Genomic DNA, 17,897 nt, shown 5'->3' on the forward strand with positions numbered 1-17,897 from the left:
CGTGGCGCAAGGAGGTGGAATCCCTGAACTTGCGCGGAGCGGCAGGTTAACGCCGCCCGCCGACCTGCGCGCGGAGCCGGCCCGTTGCGCGTCCGTCACCGGTGAGACACGTCCGGTTCACCCGGTAGTGACCCGGTAGTAGTGTGCCCCGGTGCGGCCCTGCCGGGCCGTCGTGGGCGTTGCCGTCGCGCGCCGTCCGCAGCCGCGCCGGGGAGGAGAGGTACGTGCTGGTGACCCTGCGGAGCGTCGGGATCCCGGCATGACCAGCACCGCCGCTGTGTCGGCGGCCCGGCACGCACCCGCCGCGGCCCGGCTGCCCTCGTTGACCGGGCTGCGCTGGATCGCCGCGTTGCTGGTCTTCGGCTTCCACGCCGCCACCATGCGGATCATCGCCGAGCCCGACTACAAGGCCGTGATCGACGGGCTGTTCGCCCTCGGCCTGTCCGGGGTGCAGTTCTTCTTCGTCCTCAGTGGATTCGTGTTGGTCTGGTCGGCCCGTCCCGGCGACTCCCGGCGGACCTTCTGGCGGCGTCGGATCGCCAAGATATATCCGAACCACCTGGTGCTGTGGGCGGCGGCGCTGCTGGTCGCCTGGTGGTTCGCCGACCCGGTGCCGCCGGCCGCCGCGCTGGAGAACCTGCTGCTGCTGCAGGCCTGGGACCCCCGGCCGGGCTGGTTCTACAGCATCAACACGGTGAGCTGGTCGCTGTCCTGCGAGTTCTTCTTCTACCTCTGCCTGCCGTTGGCCCTGCCGCTGCTGCGCCGGACACGACCGGCGCTGCTCTGGACGCTGGTCATCGCCCTGCCGCTGCTGATCCTCGCGCTCTGGCCGGCCCAGCAACTGGTGCCGGAGGTCAGCCGCTGGTGGTTCACCCAGATCTTTCCGCCGGCGCGTTCGCTGGAATTCTGGTTGGGTGCGGTGGCGGCCGAGCTGATGCGCCGGGGCCGGTGGCGCGGCCCCGGGCTGACCGGAGCCAGCGTCATCTTCGTGGCTACCTGGGTTGCCGCCGTGCAGTGGATCCGCGCCGAGTTGTGGACGACGCTGCTCGCGGTGGCGTACCTGCTGGTGATCACCGCGGCGGCGGACGCGGACGTGCGGGGCCGGCCCTCGCCGTGGCGTTCCCGCCCACTGGTCTGGCTCGGTGAGGTCTCCTTCGCCTTCTACCTGGTGCACGTCCTGGTGATGACGACCGTGCTGCGCTGGACCGGGGACTGGGGGACCGGGTTCGGCGGTTGGCGCGGCCCTGCGGTGGTGCTCGGCTTCCTGCTGGTCAACCTGGTCCTCGCCGGGCTGCTGCACCGCTTTGTCGAAACCCCGATGATGCGCCGGCTCGCCCCGCGCCGCCCGGCCCGACCGGCGGTCGTCCCCCGGCAGCGCGCCGGCGGCACCGAGGCCCGCAACACCGAGGTCGACAACGCCGAAGCCGGCGGCACCGAGGCCGGCAACGCCGGAGCCCGCACGGCCGGGCGGGCGGGCGAGCGATCGACGTACGCCGACTCGCGCTGACACCGTCCACCCTGGTCAGCGGGCTTGGCGCGATCGGCGCGGCGTGGGTCGACACGCCCGGCACCGATGCGCTCGATCGGCCGCGGCGGTAGCGTGGGAACGTGCTTCCGGCCGCGCTCACCTGTCCGCTGTGGTGGGTGGCGCGCTGGGCGGCACGCGTGCTGGCCAGCTTCGCCGTCGTCGCCGCCCTGGCGCTCGGCGCCGGTCAGGCCCCGGCCTCGGCCGCGTCGTCGGTGGCGCCGGCCGCCGCGCCGTCGGCGTTCACCCCCGGTCCGCTCGCGCCGTCGTGCCGGTCCGCCGCGGTGGATGACGCGGAGCACGCGACCGCTGAGTGGGCCGCCGAGACGGCGTCCACGGAATGGTCGGCCGACCCGCAGCCGGTGCCGCCCGGCGTGCTGACCGTCGTCCCCGCTGCTCCGACCGGCGCGACCCGGGTGCGCGACGCCGGGGCCGACCCGCTGCCCCGCACCGACGGCCGCGCCAGCCGAGCGCCCCGGGCCCCACCCGCGCGCTGAGCCACCGGGACGAGCGTCCCTCCCGCCGCGCCTGTCGAGCCGTCAGCTCCGCACGCCGCCGATCCGTGGCTCCGCCACGACCGTGCGGTTCCCATCGCACAGCTCTCACCCCGAGGTGCCGACCATGGAGACCGTCGTCTTCTACCAGTTCCTGACCGAAGTGCCCCAGGCCGCCGCCATCTGGTCGGCACTGTTCCTGCTGGCGCTGACCGTGCTCACCGTGCTGGTCGCCCGCCCGGAGCGGGACCAGCCGGCCGTCGACCCGACCCCCGCGGCGCCCACCGCCCGGGAGGCCGCCGCGGCCGAGGCCGCCGACCTGCGGCGGTACGCCGAGGAGGTGGCCGTCGCCGCGGCGGGCGCGGCGCAGACCGCCCGTCGACGGCGCGCCGACTGGCTGGCCGCTCAGGAGCAGGTGGAGCGGGCGTGGGCCGCGTACGACGAGGCGGACACCGCCGCCCGTCGGTTCGCCGGCGCCGGGGCGCTGCCCACCCCGCGTACCCCGCGCACCCCCGCCGAGTACGCCGGCCGGGAGCGCTACCTGCACCGCGCGGCGATGGCGGCGCACTGGCGCGGGGACCTGTCCATGCGGCAGCTCGGTGACGTGTTCACGCATCGGCACGGTTGGGATCCCCGCCGGCACCCGGTCGAGCAGGAGGTGCTGCTCAGTCGGGCGGTGCGGGACGCGAGGCTCGCCGACTACCGGGCGGCCGCCGGGCGGGAACGGTCGGCCTGGCGCGACGCGGAGCTGGCCGCCGAGTCGGCCCGCGTCCTCGCCGAGGAGGCGTACGCGGCGGCGGCCCGGCTGCGGCCGAACCTGGCGCCGGCCCGCCGGACGGTGACGGCGGCGTTCCGTCCGGCAGCCGCGACGCGCTGGCGTCCGGCCCGCGTGGGCTGACCTTCCGAATTGGCGGGTGAGCCCGGTCACACCGGCGGGAAATCGGGCGCACGTCGCGTTCGGACGAATTTTCCCCGCGAATGCCGTGCCGTTGTCGACGGCCTGTCCGCTTGTCGCCCAGCATCGCCGCCGTAACCGGTTGTCCCATCGAGTCACGTCAGTGGCAATACGCGCAGAAATTAGCGCTCGATTTCAGGTTTACGCAGGTGAACCTGGCTTGGCAGGGATTGAACAGGCCAGTAGTGTCGTCCCGTCCGGTGCGGTAACCGATCGCAAGAGGCGACGCCGCGCCGACCCGCTCAATCGTGATCAACGAACCGGGGACCCATCAGTAAGTCCGGGGTGAATCCGCGAGCCACGGCCCGCGGTAGGGCGATCTTCCCGCCCGAATCCGTCAGCTAACCCGGTAGGCGGTGTCGGAAGGAGTTCCATCCTCGTGCAGCACCTCTCCACTCCTCGGTTGTTCCCCTGCCTCCACGGCGCCGCGGTGCCCCCGCTCATCCGTCCGGTGAGCTGACCCCCGGGTCACCGCCTCTCCCACCCGGCCACGCCGGGCAATCCCCTGAGCGGTTCACCACCCGCGGACCACGGTCCGCGCGCTGGCGCCTGCCCGGATATCGGTCCGGCCCGGTGTGCCGCTCTCCCCCCCATCCGTGGAGGACCCCGTGAAGCACACCCTGAAGCGTCAGCTCCGTCGTCTCGCCACCGAGCGCCCCTACCAGATCGTCGCCGCCTCCGCCGCGGCCTTGGCGCTCGCGACCACCACCGGCGCCCTGATCGCCGGCGCCGACGACGCCCCGGCCAGCCAGCACACCGCGACCACGGTCGCCGAGATGCGTAGCGACACCATCGCGTCCCGCGGCGAGGCGCGCGTCGCGGACCCCTCGGCCAGCACCTCGCCGAGCACCGCCGCCCCGACGGCCAGCGCCGCGTCGCCCGCCGCCAAGGCCAGCGGCAACCCGGATCTGACCCGTAAGCCGGCCCCGCCGAAGCCGCCCGCGACCAAGGTGCTCGACTACGACTACCAGGCGCAGAACACGTACTACAACTGTGGACCCGCGGCTACCCGCAACGCGCTCAGCGCCACCGGTATCGACCGCACCCAGGACGAGCTCGGCGGCGAGCTGGGCACCACCGAGATGGGCACCAACTCGGCCCTGGACACCACCCGGGTGCTCAACGCCGAGGTGAAGGGCTCCCCGTACCGGACCCGGATGTTCGCCGGCACGCCCAGCCCGGCCCAGATGGACCAGCTCCAGGCCGACGTGGTCGCGGCGATCACCGCCGGCCGCGGCGTGGTGGCCAACGTCGTCGGCGACGCCACCGACACCGATGGTGGCTGGCACTCCTACGGCGGCGGGCACTACATCGCCGTGGTGGGCTACAAGGACAACGGCCGGACCGTGCGGATCGCCGACTCGGCGAACGCCGCCGACCCGTCGTACTGGATCACCACGATCGACCTGGCGAACTGGATCGCCACTCGGGGCTACTCCGCCTGACCCGGGCGCAGCCGCCGCGGGCGCCGTCCCCCACAAGGGGCCGGCGCCCGCGGCGTTTCTCCGTGCGGTCAGTAGCCGATGAAGCCGTACAGCGCGAGGTGGTTCGACTTCGTCCCGCTGACCGTGTGGTCGATGCTGGACGGTTGCACGCTGCCCTCCACGAAGAGGTAGTCGATCTTGCTGGAGCCGCTGGTGGCCTTCGATCCGTAGCCGGTCATGCCGTACCCGCTCAACGTGCTCGGCGCGATGCCGGTGCGGTTCGCGTCGATCCCCACGATGCGGATCGTGGAGGCGTTCAACAGGCTGGTCGCGTCCGCACCGAGGTGGATGCCGGTGTTGGCGATGCCCCGGTCGCCGTCGCCGGCGCAGGCGTTCTGCCGGTTCTCCTCGGGCAGGTGCATGGTCGCGGCGAACACGCTGGTGCCGGTCGCCTTGATGGTGAACCGGGCCGCGATGGCGCTGCTGCGCTTCCACTTGTAGTAGTCGGTGCTGTCCGGGTCGCTGTTCGGCGGCTTGTACAGCGTGCACCCGGCGCCGTTGGAGTACGCCGTGCCCGGCTTGAGCCAGCCCGCGCTCCAGTACTTCGAGATGTCGCCGGCGGCGAGGCTGAGGGTCCTGGTGTTCCAGATGATCCCGTTGGTCTGCTTCTTCTTGAGGTCGCCCAGCGACTGCGAGCTGCACTTGTGCGTGCTGCCCCACGGCTCCGGGTCACTCCAGGCCACGATCGCCCGGTAGGTGCCCGCCGGGTAGCCGAACTTGGCCGACAGTTGATCGGCGTACGCCTCGGCCTGGCCGGTGCCGCGCACCTGCTGGACGATCAGGATGTCCGGTGCCACCACGCCACTGGTGCCGGTGCGGCCGGCGTCGTCGACCAGGATCGAGGTCAGGTGGTCCGGCCCGGAGATCCGGGTGCAGGTCCCGTCGGAGTTGTTCACCACCAGGTTCTCGATGTTGTTGTTGTAGACCCGCAGGACGCGATCGGCCGCCGCCACCACGTCGGCACCCGATGCGGGGACGCTCGGGGTGGTGGCGAGCGCGGGGGCACTGGGCGCCGAGCCGAGTGCGACGGCCGCCAGGGCCGCCACCAGTGCTGATCGTTGCCTCGTGAGCTCGGTGGACTCCTCTCCCCAAGGGATCGACAGATGACTCTGCCCTTCCAGGCGGCGAACTCTACAGTGGATCTCCATCGATCGGTGTCCCCCCGCGTGCCGCCGACCGGGACTCTCGTACCCGTCGCCGAACCGTGGGAGACTGCGGCCGTGGTGGATGAATCGGGTGGTCAAGCCGGCCGCGGGCCGGTCCTGCTGCTGCTGCACGGAATGGGGGCGACCGGCGACGTCTGGCTGCCCTGGGCGCCGCTGCTGGAGCAGCACTGGCCGGGGCGGTGGCTCGCACCGGACCTCGCCGGTCACGGCTGGTCGGCGCCGCTGCCGTCGTACTCGTTCGCTGGCTTCGCCGAGCGGATCGCCCACGGCCTGGCCCCCGACGACCGGATCGTCGTGCTCGGACACTCGCTGGGCGGGGTGGTCGGCCTCGCGCTGGCCGCCCGCGCCGCCGGCCTGCCGGTGGACGCGGTGGTCGGGCTGGGCATCAAGGCGGTCTGGTCGCCCGACGAGCTGACCCGCGCCGCCGAACTCGCCGCCCGACCGATCGCCTGGTTCGCCAGCCGCACCGAGGCGGCTCGCCGCTACCTGCGGGTCTCCGGGCTGTCCGGCCTGATCCTGCCGGACCATCCCGTGGTCGACGCCGGGCTGCGCCAGGTCGACGGCCGGTGGCGCCTCGCGATGGACCCGGCCGCGTTCGCTGTTGGCGAGCCGGACCTCGCCGCTCTGCTGGCGGCGGCCGACGTGCCGGTGGTGCTGGCCCGCGGCGAGCACGACCCGATGGTCACCGACGCGCAGCTCAAGGAGTTCGGCGTACCGGTCGCCACGCTGCCCGGGCTCGGGCACAACGCGCACGTGGAGGACCCCGCGGCGGTGCTGGCGTTGCTGGACGCGTACCGCTGAACCCCGGAAGGTGGGGCCACGGACTGATGCGCAGTCCCGAGTCGGCCCTGATCGTCAGCGTGAGCCTGAATGTCGTCGATGACCGCCTCGACGAGGCGATGCGTCGATGTCGACCGCTCGTCGCCTCGCTCGGGGCGGGAGGCCTGACAGCGGCCCGCACCGATCCCGGTGGTGCTCGTGTTCGGGCGTGCGGACGCGTGGTCCTTTGACCTCCGGCCGCTGGCGGCCGAGGGTGGCGCTGTCTGGGGTTTGTCCATGCTCCTGGTGCTGCGTCCAACCGGGTTGTCACCGCAAGCCCTCGTCGGGCCCGCGGTGCGTGCCCTGGAGGGCGGGCCGGACGAGGCCGAGTTGATCGGCACGATCGCGGAGGCGTTGCGTGACGCGGCAACTCCCTTGGCTGACCCGGTGGTCCGGATCAGGCCAGGGGGGAGAGCTGCGCCGGCACGCTCGCCGCGCGGTCCGGCGCCGGCGCCAACTCCCGGCGGGCGGCGGCCAGGAACGCCTCGGCGTACGACTCGACCGGGAAGTCACCCAGGTAGTGACGCCGGGTGACCCAGCGCTTCTCGGCCGCCGGGTCGGTGTCCAGCAGCGCGGTCAGCACCTCGTCCACATTGGACATGTCCCGGCGCAGTACGTAGCCCGCCCCGGCCAGTGGGAAGTGCTCCACGAACCGCTCGCCCTCGTCGCCCATGTCGGTGACCGCGTACGGCTTGCCGGAGTAGAGGTAGTCCGAGATCACCCCGGACACGTCGGAGATCAGCGCGTCCGACCGGTTGACGCACTCGGTGAGGCTCAGCTCCCGGGCCGCCGCGCCGACCACGTGCTGCCGCCCGGAGCGGGCCCGGTCGGCGGCCAGCAGCTCGGTCAACCGGCCGAGCTGCCGGGCCGAGGCCGGGTTCTGCGCGGTGTACGGGTGGGCGCGCAGGATCACCGTCGCGCCGCGTTCCAGCAGCCGGCGCAGCAGGTCGTCGGCGACGGGCAGCGAACAGTAGTCGGCGTCGGCGTGGTGTCCGGTCCAGGTCGGGGTGTAGAGCACGGTCGGGTGTGCCAGGCCGCGCACCGGCTCCGGGCGTACCTCGATCGACTCGACCTGCGGGCGGCCCACCACCACGAACTTCTCGGCCGGGATCTGCACCCCGGCGCGGGTGTACCGGTCGATCGCCGCCGGGCCGGCCACGAAGATCCGGTCGAAGATCCCCGACACCGGGTTGGCGCTCGGCGCCTTGTCGCTGTCGCCGTGGTGCAGCTGTACGTGGGTGAGCTCGGTGAACCGGATGCAGTGGCTGTTCTTCGCCCCGTGGTTGACGTAGAACGCCGCTCGCAGGCTCGGCACCAGCGCCTCGTCCATCGCCCGCAGGGTGGGGCAGTAGACCACCGGTGCGTCGGTGGCCGCGGCGATCGGCGCCAGGAACTCCGGCTCGCGCAGCACGACCATGAACGGCCGGCCGATCCGCTCCAGGTACGGCAGCCACATGGTGACCTGGTACTCCGAGCCGGGTGGCGCGGAGAAGTAGAGCAGGAACTCCGGCTGGTGCCGGCGCAGCGCCCGGGCCACCGCCCCACCACGGGCGGTCGGCCGGAACCGGCGCCGGGCCAGGTCCAGGGCGACCGCACCTGCGCCGACGCCGACCAGCAGGCTGGCGATCAGCGCCACGGCGGCGGGCAGGGCCAACGCGGCGGCCAGGGTCACCGCGGTGAGCAGCCAGAGCAGGGCGGTGCCCAGCTGGTCGGCGATCAGCGGCGTCCAGCCCCGCACCGGCAGGTTGGCCACCCGGATCTCCAGGTTGCCGGCGGTCCGCAGCGGCCCCACCAGCAGCACCAGCCCCAGCAGCACCAGCGCGGTGGCGACCAGCGCCGGGTCGAGCCCGTCGTCCAGGCGCCGGGCGTATCCGACCAGGACGGCGGCGGCGATCAGCGCCGTCTCGGCGACGAGGTCAGCGCCGGGCCGGATCCGCTGCTCGGCGGCCGCCGCGGCCAGCGCGGCGACGGCCAACGCCAGCCCCCATCCGGTGGCGCCGGTCAGCGCCACCACGACGAAGGCCAGCACGGCCAGGCCGGTGCTCAGGCACCGGGCGGCCAGCTTTCGGACCAGGTCACCGCGCATGTCGCTCCGTTCGCCGCCGTCCGGGTTCCGCCGTCGTCGACGTCAGCTCGCGGAGGCCGCACCGGCCGGCGCACCGACCCGGCTCGGCGGGGCCTGGGCCGGCACGGTCGTGGAGGGCCCGTCGCCGGGCGCGCGGCGTACGTCGATCACCTGGCCGGTCAGGTCGGAGATCAGCACGTCCAGCGAGGACTGGGCGACGGCCTCCGCGGCGAGCAGGGTGTGCTCCGGCTCCTCGCCGAAGGCCCGCGTCCGCATCGGGGTGGCGGTCCGCTCCGGGTTGATGCAGTTGACCCGTACGCCGACGTCGGCCCACTCGTCGGCCAGCGCCTGCGTGAGGTTGACCAGGGCGGCCTTGGTGGCGGAGTAGAGCGCGTAACGGGCCCGCCCCCGGGTGTAGGAGCTGGAGGTGTAGAGCAGCAGCTGGCCCTTGGTCTGCTGGAGGTACGGCAGGGACTGCCGGGCGATGGTCACCGGGCCGACGAAGTTGACCTGGAGGAGCCGGTCCATCGTCTCCTCGTCCATCTCGGCGAGGGCGCCCTTCTCCAGGATCCCGGCGGTGACCACCACGTGGTCGATCCGGCCGGTGGCCTCGAAGGCGGTCTTCAGCGCGGCCTCGACGTCCTCGGTCCGCTCCACGTGGGTGCCGGTGGTGGAGCGGCTGAACGGGAAGACCTGGGCGCCGAGGCGCCGGGCCAGCTCGGTCAGCTCGTGGCCGATGCCGTAGCTGCCGCCGAACACCACGATGGTGCGGCCGGTCAGCTCCTCGGTGTAGCTGCGGTGGTCGGTCAGCCGGGGGGCCTGCGCGGCGGCGAGCTGGAAGAGTTTGTCCGCCAGGTGCACGTCGACCGGGTGGGTGACCTTGATGTTCTCGTCCGAGCCGTCGATCACCTTGATCGGGGTGCCCGGCAGGTAGCGCAGCACCACGCCGCAGTCGTCGGTGGCGGCGAAGTCCGGGTCGCCCTCGGCGATCCGGTACGCCTCGCGGATGGTGGGGGAGCGGAACGCCTGCGGGGTCTGCCCGCGGCGCAGCCGGGAGCGAACCGGGATGTCGGTGATGCAGTCGTTCTCGTCCACCTGGATGATCGTGTCGGCGGACGGGATGGCCACGTCCACGGCGGCGTAGGTCCAGAGAGCGTTGACGCACTCGCGCACGATCCGGCCGCTGAGCAGCGGACGCACCGCGTCGTGGAAGAGGATGTTGCAGTCCGCCGGGCCGACCGCGTCCAGCGCGATCCGGGTGGTCGCGTTACGGGTGTCGCCGCCCTCGATCACCTTGGTGACCTTGCGCAGGCCGGCCTTCTCGACGATCTGCCGGGCGTCCTCGACGTGCCCGGTGGCCATCAGCACGATGATCTCGTCGATCTCCGGTGCGGCCTCGAAGACGGCCAGGGTGTGCTCGATGATCGGCTTACCGGCGATCTTCAGCAGCTGCTTCGGGATGCCGAGGCCCAGTCGGGTCCCGGTGCCGCCGGCCAGCACCACGGCCACCGTCCGCGAGGGCCGCCACGGTGCCGGGGTCTCCGGTGTGGCGTCCGGGCCAGTGGTCTGGTCCTGCGTCATTGCCGGATCCTCACTCTCAGGGATGCGTTAGCGGAAGGTTCCGCCCGAGCGGCGACGGAATGAACCTTAACGCGCGAACCGCGTCGCCCCAACGCGGGCGACGCGGTTCATGGCGCCGTGTCGATGCCGGAGGTTCGCCGGCACTCTACTTGCTGTTCGCGTACGCCTCGTATGCCCGGATGACCTCGTTGGTGGGCCCGTCCATCCGCAGGACGCCGGATTCCAGCCAGATGGTCCGTTCACAGGTGTCTCGTACCGAGGAGAGCTGGTGGCTGACCAGGAACACCGTGCCGGCGCCCTCCCGCAACTCCCGCACCCGCTGCTCGCTGCGCTTGCGGAAGCCCTTGTCGCCGGTGGCGAGCGCCTCGTCGATGAGCAGCACGTCGTGCTTCTTGGCGGCGGCGATGGAGAACCGCAGCCGGGCCGCCATGCCGGAGGAGTAGGTGCGCATCGGCAGGCTGGCGAAGTCGCCCCGCTCGTTGATCCCGGAGAAGTCGATGATCCCCGCGGCCTGCTGGGCCACCTCGTCGGGATGCATCCCCATGGCCAGGCAACCGAGGGTGACGTTGCGCTCGCCCGAGAGGTCGTTGAGCAGGGCCGCGTTCACGCCCAGCAGCGAGGGCTGCCCCTGGGTGTGGATCGCGCCCCGGTTGACCGGCAGCAGGCCGGCGATGGCCCGCAGCAGGGTGGACTTGCCGGAGCCGTTGCTGCCGATCAGCCCGATCGCCTCGCCCCGGTACGCGGTGAACGAGACACCCTTCACCGCGTGCACCTCCCGCACGTTCGGCGCGGATGTGCGCTTGACCAGCCGGCGCAGCGCGGCCACCGGCGTGGTGCCGCCGGCGGCACCCTTGTGCACCCGGTAGATGATGTGCGCGTCATCCACCACCACGGTCGGGATCCGCTCCGGCAGCACGGGCAGGGAGACGGTCGCCTCGTCGGCGGCGTGCATGTGATCAACCACGGCCGTACTCCTGTTCGCCGCGCCAGAAGTAGATGAAGCCACCGATCCCGCCCACGACCGCCCACGCCGCCGCCACCAGCCAGAGCTGGGTGAGCGACTCGTTGAGCAGTGGCGGCTGCTCCAGCAGCGCGTACCGGGCCAGCTCGATGTAGACCAGCAGTGGGTTGAACTGGACCAGCGTCGTCGCCCAGCCCGGCAGCCGCTCGAAGAGGCTGACGCTGTAGAGGACGCCGGAGCCGTACATCCAGGTGCGCATGATGAAGGGCATGACCTGCTTCAGGTCGCTGGCCTTGGCGCCCATCCGGGCGACCAGCAGCACCACGCCGGCGTTGAACACCGCCTGGAGCAGCAGGGCGGGCACCAGCATCAGCCAGGTCAGGGTGATCGGCTCCCCGGTGGCCAGCACGATGCCGATCAGCACCACCATCGAGGCCAGGAGCTGCTGGAACTGGGTCACCGTGGTGGACAGCGGCAGGCTGGCCCGGGGGAAGTGCAGCGCCCGGATCAGCCCCAGGTTGCCGCTGATCGACTGCGTGCCGGCCAGCACCGCGCTCTGGGTGAAGTTGAAGATGAACAGGCCGGTGGTCAGGTACCCGATGAAGTTCGGGATCTTGTCCTGCGCCAGCACCACCCCGAAGATCAGGTAGTAGACGGCGGCGTTGGTCAGCGGGGTGAGCACCTGCCAGAGCTGGCCCAGCTTGGCGTTGCTGTACGAGGCGACCAGCTTGGCGTTGGCGTACGCGGCGATGAAGTGCCGGTAGGCCCACAGTCGGCGGCTGTACTCGACGAGGGTGGGCCGCTCACCAGCGACCCGGAGCCCGTGTCGAGCGGCCAGCTGCGCCTGGGTCAGGCCCGTGTCGGGGTCGACCAGCGCGGTGGTGGCCATGGAAATGGCGCTCCGATCTTTCGTGCAGACGGGTTGCTCGCGACGATGGAATCCTAGTGGGAGCTGTGCGCGGAGCGCCGCCTCGTCGCTGCGTGGACAGTAGTCCGAAACACGTCGGGACGCAACCGTACCGTCGTTGCGCTACTCTGGTCGTCGTGACCTGCGAGAAGAGTCCCTGGTGACGGCCGAAAAGAGGCGAGCCCCGGCCGGCGCGGCGGTGCTGCGTGGTGAAATCACCACGGCCATCCGGCGCGCGCTGATGCAGGAGCTCGCCGCGGTCGGCTACGGCCGGCTCTCCATCGAGGCGGTTGCCCGGCGGGCCGGCGTCAGCAAGACGGCCGTCTACCGACGGTGGAGTTCGAAGGTCGACCTGGTGCTGGAGATCGTCGCCGCCGCGGCGCACGGCAAGTTGCCGGTGCTGGACACCGGCACCCTGCGCGGCGACCTCGCGCTGCTCTTCCAGGCGGTCGCGCACGCGCTGCGCCACCCGCTCGCCTCGCAGATCATTCCGGACCTGCTGGCCGAGGCCGCCCGCAATCCCAGCATCGACCAGACCCTGCGCCAGGTGCTGCACGCCCGCCAGCAGGAGATCGGCGGCCGCCTGGTCACCCGCGCGGTGCAGCGCGGCGAGCTGCCGGCCGACACCGACCCGGACGCAGCGACCGACCTCATCGTCGGCCCGCTCTACTGGCGGCTCGCCATCGCCCGCCTCCCGCTCACCGACAGCTACCTGGAAAACCTGGTCGAGTCCGTGGCCGTCGGGCTCGGCGCGGACAGCGCCCTGCCCCGCCCGCGGGCGGCGCCGATCGTCGGCTGACCGGGCACGCGACACCCCGCCGCTCGGAGGACGGGGCCGACTGTCCGCCTCCGCTAGGCTGCCCCCTTGACACCCGGCCGTCACCGTGCCGAGACCCGTGACCCGCCCGACGAGAAGGACGCCCGTGGCCAACGTCGACAGCATCGCCGTCGCGCCCACCGATTCGGACCCGGCGCCGCGGTCCGAGCAGGCACCCCCGCACGCGACCGGTCCCGACCGGGGTCCGGCGGCCCGGGTACGCGCGCTGGTGGCCGCCGCCCCGGCACTGCTCACCGATGGCGCCGTAGTCGCGTTCGCGCTCTGGACCGTGCTCTACCACGCGGCGTTCCTGGGGGATCTTCGCCCGTCGGTGACCTTCCGGGTCTGGTTGGTCGCCTGCGTGCTGCTCGCCGTTGTGGCCCTGCTGCGCGCCCGCCGCCGATCCGCCGGCAGCCACGGCGACAGCGAGCGGCCGGAGCCGTCCGAGTCGACCGAGGCGCGGCCGCCCGTCGACCGCCGTCTGCTGATCGGGGTGCTGGTCGCCGCCGGGGTGGCCGCGGTCACCGCCGGAGTGGCCGGGACCAGCGCTGGCATCGTCTGGTGGATTCCGGCGGTGGCCGGTCTGCTGGCGGCGGTCGGCGCGATCCTGCTGGTGCGCCGGGCCTGGCTGAGCGGCCCGGCGTCCGCGCCGGCCGCGCCGGCGGCCACCGCGGCGCAGTCGGCGTACGCGCTGGTCATCTCGGTGCTGGTCGGGATCTCCTCGTTCTTCCTGGCCCGCAACACCCCGGACGACGTCTACTACGTCGGCAAGTCGGTCTGGATCGCCGAGCGGGACCTCATCCCGCTCAACGACTTCCTGTTCAGCGAGAACGTACTGCCGTCGATGGGCTCACAACCGCCGATCCCCTCGATCGAGGTCTTCGACGGCGCGTTCGCCCGCCTGCTGGGCGTCCACGCCGCCTCGGCCCTCTGGTACGTGCTGCTGCCGATCATGGCGGTGCTCGCGGTGCTGGCGCTCTGGCGGTTGACCCACCGGTGGGCTCCGCGCCGCCCGGTGCTCGCGTTCACCGTGGCCGTCGCGTACCTCTACCTGGTCGCCGGCGGGGACGCCGCACTGGGCACGTTCCACCTGCCCCGGCTCTATGAGGGCAAGGGCATGTTCGTCTCGGCGGTCATCCCGCTGATGTGGCTCTACCTGACCGAGTGGTTCGACACCCGGTCCCGGCGCAGCCTGGTGCTCATCGTGGCGCTGTCGATCACCGCGATCGGCCTCACCACCACCGCCGCGATCATCCTGCCGATGCTGGTCGGCGCCGCCGGCTTCGCGATGCTGCTGGTCGGGCGGTGGAAGGACGCGGTCGTGGCCGGGATCGCCGCCGTCGCGTACCCGATCGGCTCGCTGGTGGTCTCGCGCCTGGTGCTCGGCGGCATGACCGCGTCCGGCGCGGACGACGCCTTCTTCGACGCGGCGCACACCTACCGACGGACCCTGCTGTTCGGCGTGGTCGGGGTGATCTCCGGCCTGGCGCTCTGGTGCGGCCCGCTGCTGGCCCGTCGGCGCACGCCCGCGCTGCTCACCGCCGGCGCGACGCTGGCGTTGAGCGTGCTGTTCGTCCCCGGTGTGCTGGAGACGCTGGGCGCGGTGAGCGGCATCTCGGTGGTGCTCTGGCGGGTGCCGTGGCTGCTCGCCCTGCCGACGCTGATCGGGCTGCTCTGCACCGTGTCCGTGCCGGCCGCCACGCCGGTGCTGCGCCGCGCGACCGCCGGCGGGATCGCCGTGCTGCTGGTCGCGTCGTTCGCGCTCTTCGCCACCCCGATGTGGTCGGCGAAGAGCTGGGTCGAGGTGCACGACCGGCCCACCTGGAAGCTGCCGCAGCAACGCCAGGCGATCGCCTTCTGGATCAAGGGGCTGGACCGGTCGCCGGGCCTCGTGCTCGCTCCAAAGACGATCATGCGGACCTCCCTGGTGGTCACCAGCCAGGTCCGGGTCGTCCTGCCCCGCGACTTCTACCTCGTCGAGTACGACCTCAACTCCCAGTTCGCCAAGGACCGGCTGCTGCTCGCCGGTTTCGCCGACGGCACCGACACCCCTGGGGCGGCCGAGCTGGCACCGGCGCTCGACCGCCTGGACGTCGGCACCATCTGCGTCTACAACGGCAACCGGTACGCCCGCGACCTGGCGCCACAGCTCGGCTACCAGGAGTTCGCCAAGCGTCGGGCACCGGGGGCGATGACGTGTTTCCGGCGGGTCGACTGAGGCCCGTCTCTGTCGAGCAGGCCGGTTCGGTGTGGCGCCCGGCACGCGGGGGTACGGAGCTTTGACCGAAATGGTGCCGGATACCCGAGCGGCACCACCCTGTCCCTTCGCGTTAAGGTCGCAGTCACGCGCTGCCGGCCCGCCACGCGACATCCGGGCCGCAGCCGCCGTGACCCGACGCACTCCTGGGGCGCGGTTGACCATGCGCGACGGGGAGTGACGTCGACCCACCACGGGCCCAGCCCGTCATGGAACTCATAGGGAGCCAACTCGTTGTTCGGCACGTTGACAGGACGCATCGGAGTGGCCGCCCGCAGTGCACTGCTGGTGCTGTCCTACCTGGTCATGCTCGTCGCCGGCGCACTCGGCTGGGTCGGTCTGTTCGCCGTCGCCGGGCTGGCCGCGGTGATCGGCGAGTTCGCCGTCGCCCGCTGGTCACCGCCGTCGCAGGTGCTGCTGGAGAAGGTCGGCCTGCACTGGTCGTACCGGCAGTTGACCCGCGACCTCGCGGCTGTGCTGCTGGTCACCGCGCAGGTCGCGCTCAGCGGCGTCGAGCTGACCTGGTTGCTGGTCCTGCCGGCCGCGGTGTGGGTCGTCTCGGTCTTCGCCGGCGCGCTCTCCACGATGATCGACCGTCGTAACCCGCTCTCCGCCATGGTGCGCAACATCGACCTCGGCCCGCTGCGCTCGGCCCCCCGACCGCCGGCCTGGGCGGCGGCGGTCGCCGGTGACCGGATGCCCCTGCTCAACCTGCTGCTGGTGCCGGCCGCCGTGGCCGCCGCGGTGCAGCACGACCCGACGCCGTTCTTCGTCGCCGCGGCGGTGGCGGTGGCGGCCACCGGCGTGGTGGGCGCGATCATCGCGCTGACCTGGCTGCGCGGCCGGGGCACCGGGCAGAGCCCACTGCTGCCCGCCGTCCAGCGCTGGCTCGACACCTACCAGCCCGAGGTGGCGCTTTACTTCGCCGGCCCGGCCAAGGACGTCTACCAGGCGAACATGTGGCTCGCTCCGACCGAGGCGCTCGAGCAGCGCGCGGTGGTGCTGATGCGTAGCCGCGAGGCGTTCACCGAGCTGGCCGACACGCGGCTGCCGGTCATCTGCGTACCGGCCGGGGTGGACTTCATGAACCTCGAGCTCGGCAGTGTCCGCGCGGCGCTCTACGCCGCGAACGTCGGCGCGAACATCCACATGCTCCGCGAGCCCGGCACGAAGCACGTCTTCGTCGGGCACGGCGACAGCGACAAGCAGGCCAGCGTCAACCCCTACAGCAAGGTGTACGACGAGGTCTGGGTCGCCGGCCTGGCCGGTCGGGAGCGGTACGCCCGGGCCGGGGTGGGCGTGCTCGACTCGGACATCGTCGAGATCGGCCGGCCGCAGCTCGCCGGCGTGCACACCTTCGGCGCCGAGTCGGTGGAGCGGCCCTTCACCGTGCTCTACGCGCCCACCTGGGAGGGTTGGCTCGACGACGACCCGTACCACACCTCGCTCGTGCTGATGGGCGAGCGGATCGTCAAGGGGCTGCTGGCCACGAACCCCCGCGTGCGCCTGATCTACAAGCCGCACCCGCTCGCCGGGTCGCGGTCCAAGGCGGCCAAGGCCGTGCACGAGCGGGTGGTGCAGGCCATCCGCGTCGCCGGCGGCAACCCGGACGCGGCCTCTCTGGACGGCACCGCGCACCTGGTGGTCACCGGTCGCACGCCGGCGCTGTTCGACTGCTTCAACCAGACCGACCTGCTGATCAGCGACGTGTCCAGTGTGGTCTCCGACTTCGTGCAGAGCCAGCGGCCGTACGTGGTGGCCAACCCGGCGGGCCTGTCCGAGGACGAGTTCCGCCGGGAGTACCCGACCGCGCGGGCCGCGTACCTGCTCTCCACCGACTGCGGTGAGCTGGAGAAGATCGTGGCGGTGACCCGGGCCGGCGACGACCCGATGACCGAGGCGCGCCGGGAGCTGAAGACCTACCTGCTCGGCCCGGCCGAAGCCAACCCGATGGACCGGTTCCAGGAGGAGATCGCCCGCCTCTGCCGCTGAGCCGCCTATCGCCGATCCGCGCCCGGCCCGACACCCGTCGGACCGGGCGCGGTCGCGTCAGCTCAGCAGGGCGGCGACCGCGTCGGCGACCGGGGCGTCCGCCGGCAGCGCCCGCGCCGCCACCACCGCCACCACCGGCAGCGGGCCGTACAGGTGGGGGAAGAGCTGCCCGCCACGCGACGGCTCCCACCGCAGCGCGTCGCCCAGCCGCTCCTCCTCGACGCTGAGCAGGGTCAGCCCGGTCGCCCCGGCGAAGTGCCGCCGAGCGGTCTCCACCACCTGGTCCGGACCGGAGAGGTGGATGAACCCGGATTCGTGGTCCATCGCCGTGCCGGCGAAGGTGCCGGCGGCCAGGGCGTCGTTCCACTCCGCGCTCGACAGCAGTTTGTAGATCACAGCGGCAGCCTACGGGGGCTCCGGCGCCGCCCGGTTTTCGCCGGTACCGCCGCGGTCGCCGCCCCCCAGCGGGCATGCTCAGGTGGAGCGGCCGCGGAGGGATGGGCGATGGCGAGTTACGACGACGACTGGACCGACAGCCAGCGCGGGCTGTACGACGAGTGCTACCGGGCTGGCGGCGAGTGGGCCGAGGACCCGGACACCCCGTCCGATGACGTACAGCACGTGATCAACCTGGCCGAGGCGGACGACGACGCCTTCACCGACGCCGAGATCGACTACCCGCCCCTGGTCGACGCGGTTACCCAGGCCAGCGGGGTCAACGTCACCAGCGTGCCGGCGCGCCACGACGATCCGGGCTTCCGGGGCTTCGTGGACGGCGTCCGGGACGCCGTCAACGACGACGTCTTCGGCCTCTAGGACGCCGCCGGGGGAGGCGGCCCTCCCGCTCGCGCCACCCTTCTGCCACCATTCGCAG

15 protein-coding genes and 1 riboswitch are annotated in these 17,897 nt (G+C 72.4%); of the genes, 9 read left to right on the plus strand and 6 right to left on the minus strand.

From position 1 onward, the window contains the following. The first annotated feature begins 259 nt into the window (after window positions 1-259). The 4 genes from BUS84_RS33600 (at window position 260) to BUS84_RS33615 (ending at window position 4,419) form a co-directional block, all read left to right on the plus strand. Window positions 260-1,507, plus strand: a complete 1,248-nt coding sequence (locus BUS84_RS33600; protein WP_143728600.1) for an acyltransferase family protein — start codon at window positions 260-262, stop codon at window positions 1,505-1,507. A gap of 101 nt (window positions 1,508-1,608) precedes the next feature. Next, entirely contained in the window at window positions 1,609-2,022 is a 414-nt protein-coding gene (locus tag BUS84_RS33605; protein WP_074318380.1) for a hypothetical protein, read from the plus strand. A gap of 124 nt (window positions 2,023-2,146) precedes the next feature. Then, the gene (locus BUS84_RS33610) at window positions 2,147-2,917 is read left to right on the plus strand and encodes a hypothetical protein (RefSeq protein WP_074319308.1); all 771 of its coding nucleotides are present in this window, start codon (window positions 2,147-2,149) and stop codon (window positions 2,915-2,917) included. A 286-nt stretch (window positions 2,918-3,203) separates the two neighbouring features. Beyond that, a riboswitch (cyclic di-AMP (ydaO/yuaA leader) is annotated at window positions 3,204-3,345 on the plus strand. Between the two features lie 225 nt (window positions 3,346-3,570). Further along, window positions 3,571-4,419 carry a C39 family peptidase gene (locus tag BUS84_RS33615; RefSeq protein ID WP_208869792.1) on the plus strand — a complete coding sequence of 283 codons (849 nt, stop codon included), beginning with the start codon at window positions 3,571-3,573 and terminating at the stop codon, window positions 4,417-4,419. Between the two features lie 68 nt (window positions 4,420-4,487). On the opposite strand, the gene BUS84_RS33620 is transcribed toward BUS84_RS33615, so the two are convergent. Then, window positions 4,488-5,504 carry a hypothetical protein gene (locus tag BUS84_RS33620; protein WP_208869793.1) on the minus strand — a complete coding sequence of 339 codons (1,017 nt, stop codon included), beginning with the start codon at window positions 5,502-5,504 and terminating at the stop codon, window positions 4,488-4,490. Between the two features lie 174 nt (window positions 5,505-5,678). On the opposite strand from BUS84_RS33620, the gene BUS84_RS33625 reads away from it, so the two are divergent. Beyond that, window positions 5,679-6,425, plus strand: coding sequence for an alpha/beta fold hydrolase (locus tag BUS84_RS33625; protein ID WP_074319311.1), 747 nt, complete (start codon window positions 5,679-5,681; stop codon window positions 6,423-6,425). A 415-nt stretch (window positions 6,426-6,840) separates the two neighbouring features. Here the strand turns inward: BUS84_RS33625 and BUS84_RS33630 are convergent, their stop codons facing one another. From BUS84_RS33630 to BUS84_RS33645, 4 genes are all read right to left on the minus strand, one after another. Further along, window positions 6,841-8,529 carry a CDP-glycerol glycerophosphotransferase family protein gene (locus BUS84_RS33630; protein WP_074318381.1) on the minus strand — a complete coding sequence of 563 codons (1,689 nt, stop codon included), beginning with the start codon at window positions 8,527-8,529 and terminating at the stop codon, window positions 6,841-6,843. Between the two features lie 42 nt (window positions 8,530-8,571). Further along, window positions 8,572-10,089, minus strand: coding sequence for a bifunctional cytidylyltransferase/SDR family oxidoreductase (locus tag BUS84_RS33635; protein WP_074318382.1), 1,518 nt, complete (start codon window positions 10,087-10,089; stop codon window positions 8,572-8,574). Window positions 10,090-10,234: 145 nt separating this feature from the next. Continuing rightward, window positions 10,235-11,041, minus strand: a complete 807-nt coding sequence (locus BUS84_RS33640) for an ABC transporter ATP-binding protein (RefSeq protein WP_074318383.1) — start codon at window positions 11,039-11,041, stop codon at window positions 10,235-10,237. A 4-nt stretch (window positions 11,042-11,045) separates the two neighbouring features. After that, window positions 11,046-11,939: an ABC transporter permease gene (locus BUS84_RS33645; protein WP_074318384.1), complete on the minus strand. Its 894-nt coding sequence runs from the start codon at window positions 11,937-11,939 to the stop codon at window positions 11,046-11,048. A 217-nt stretch (window positions 11,940-12,156) separates the two neighbouring features. Between BUS84_RS33645 and BUS84_RS33650 the strand changes: the two genes are divergently transcribed. The 3 genes from BUS84_RS33650 (at window position 12,157) to BUS84_RS33660 (ending at window position 17,023) form a co-directional block, all read left to right on the plus strand. Continuing rightward, on the plus strand, window positions 12,157-12,756 hold the full coding sequence (locus tag BUS84_RS33650; RefSeq protein ID WP_074318385.1) for a TetR/AcrR family transcriptional regulator: 600 nt from the start codon (window positions 12,157-12,159) through the stop codon (window positions 12,754-12,756). 124 nt (window positions 12,757-12,880) lie between these two features. Then, window positions 12,881-14,992, plus strand: a complete 2,112-nt coding sequence (locus BUS84_RS33655; RefSeq protein WP_074318386.1) for a DUF6077 domain-containing protein — start codon at window positions 12,881-12,883, stop codon at window positions 14,990-14,992. A gap of 273 nt (window positions 14,993-15,265) precedes the next feature. Further along, a complete protein-coding gene (locus BUS84_RS33660; protein ID WP_074318387.1) occupies window positions 15,266-17,023 on the plus strand; it encodes a CDP-glycerol glycerophosphotransferase family protein in 1,758 nt (585 codons plus the stop codon). Between the two features lie 57 nt (window positions 17,024-17,080). Here BUS84_RS33660 and BUS84_RS33665 read toward each other — a convergent pair whose 3' ends face one another. After that, window positions 17,081-17,419 carry a DUF952 domain-containing protein gene (locus BUS84_RS33665; RefSeq protein ID WP_074318388.1) on the minus strand — a complete coding sequence of 113 codons (339 nt, stop codon included), beginning with the start codon at window positions 17,417-17,419 and terminating at the stop codon, window positions 17,081-17,083. Window positions 17,420-17,527: 108 nt separating this feature from the next. On the opposite strand from BUS84_RS33665, the gene BUS84_RS33670 reads away from it, so the two are divergent. Then, window positions 17,528-17,839 carry a hypothetical protein gene (locus BUS84_RS33670; protein WP_074318389.1) on the plus strand — a complete coding sequence of 104 codons (312 nt, stop codon included), beginning with the start codon at window positions 17,528-17,530 and terminating at the stop codon, window positions 17,837-17,839. Window positions 17,840-17,897: the final 58 nt, after the last annotated feature.

Source organism: Micromonospora cremea (assembly GCF_900143515.1).
Lineage (GTDB): Bacteria > Actinomycetota > Actinomycetes > Mycobacteriales > Micromonosporaceae > Micromonospora > Micromonospora cremea.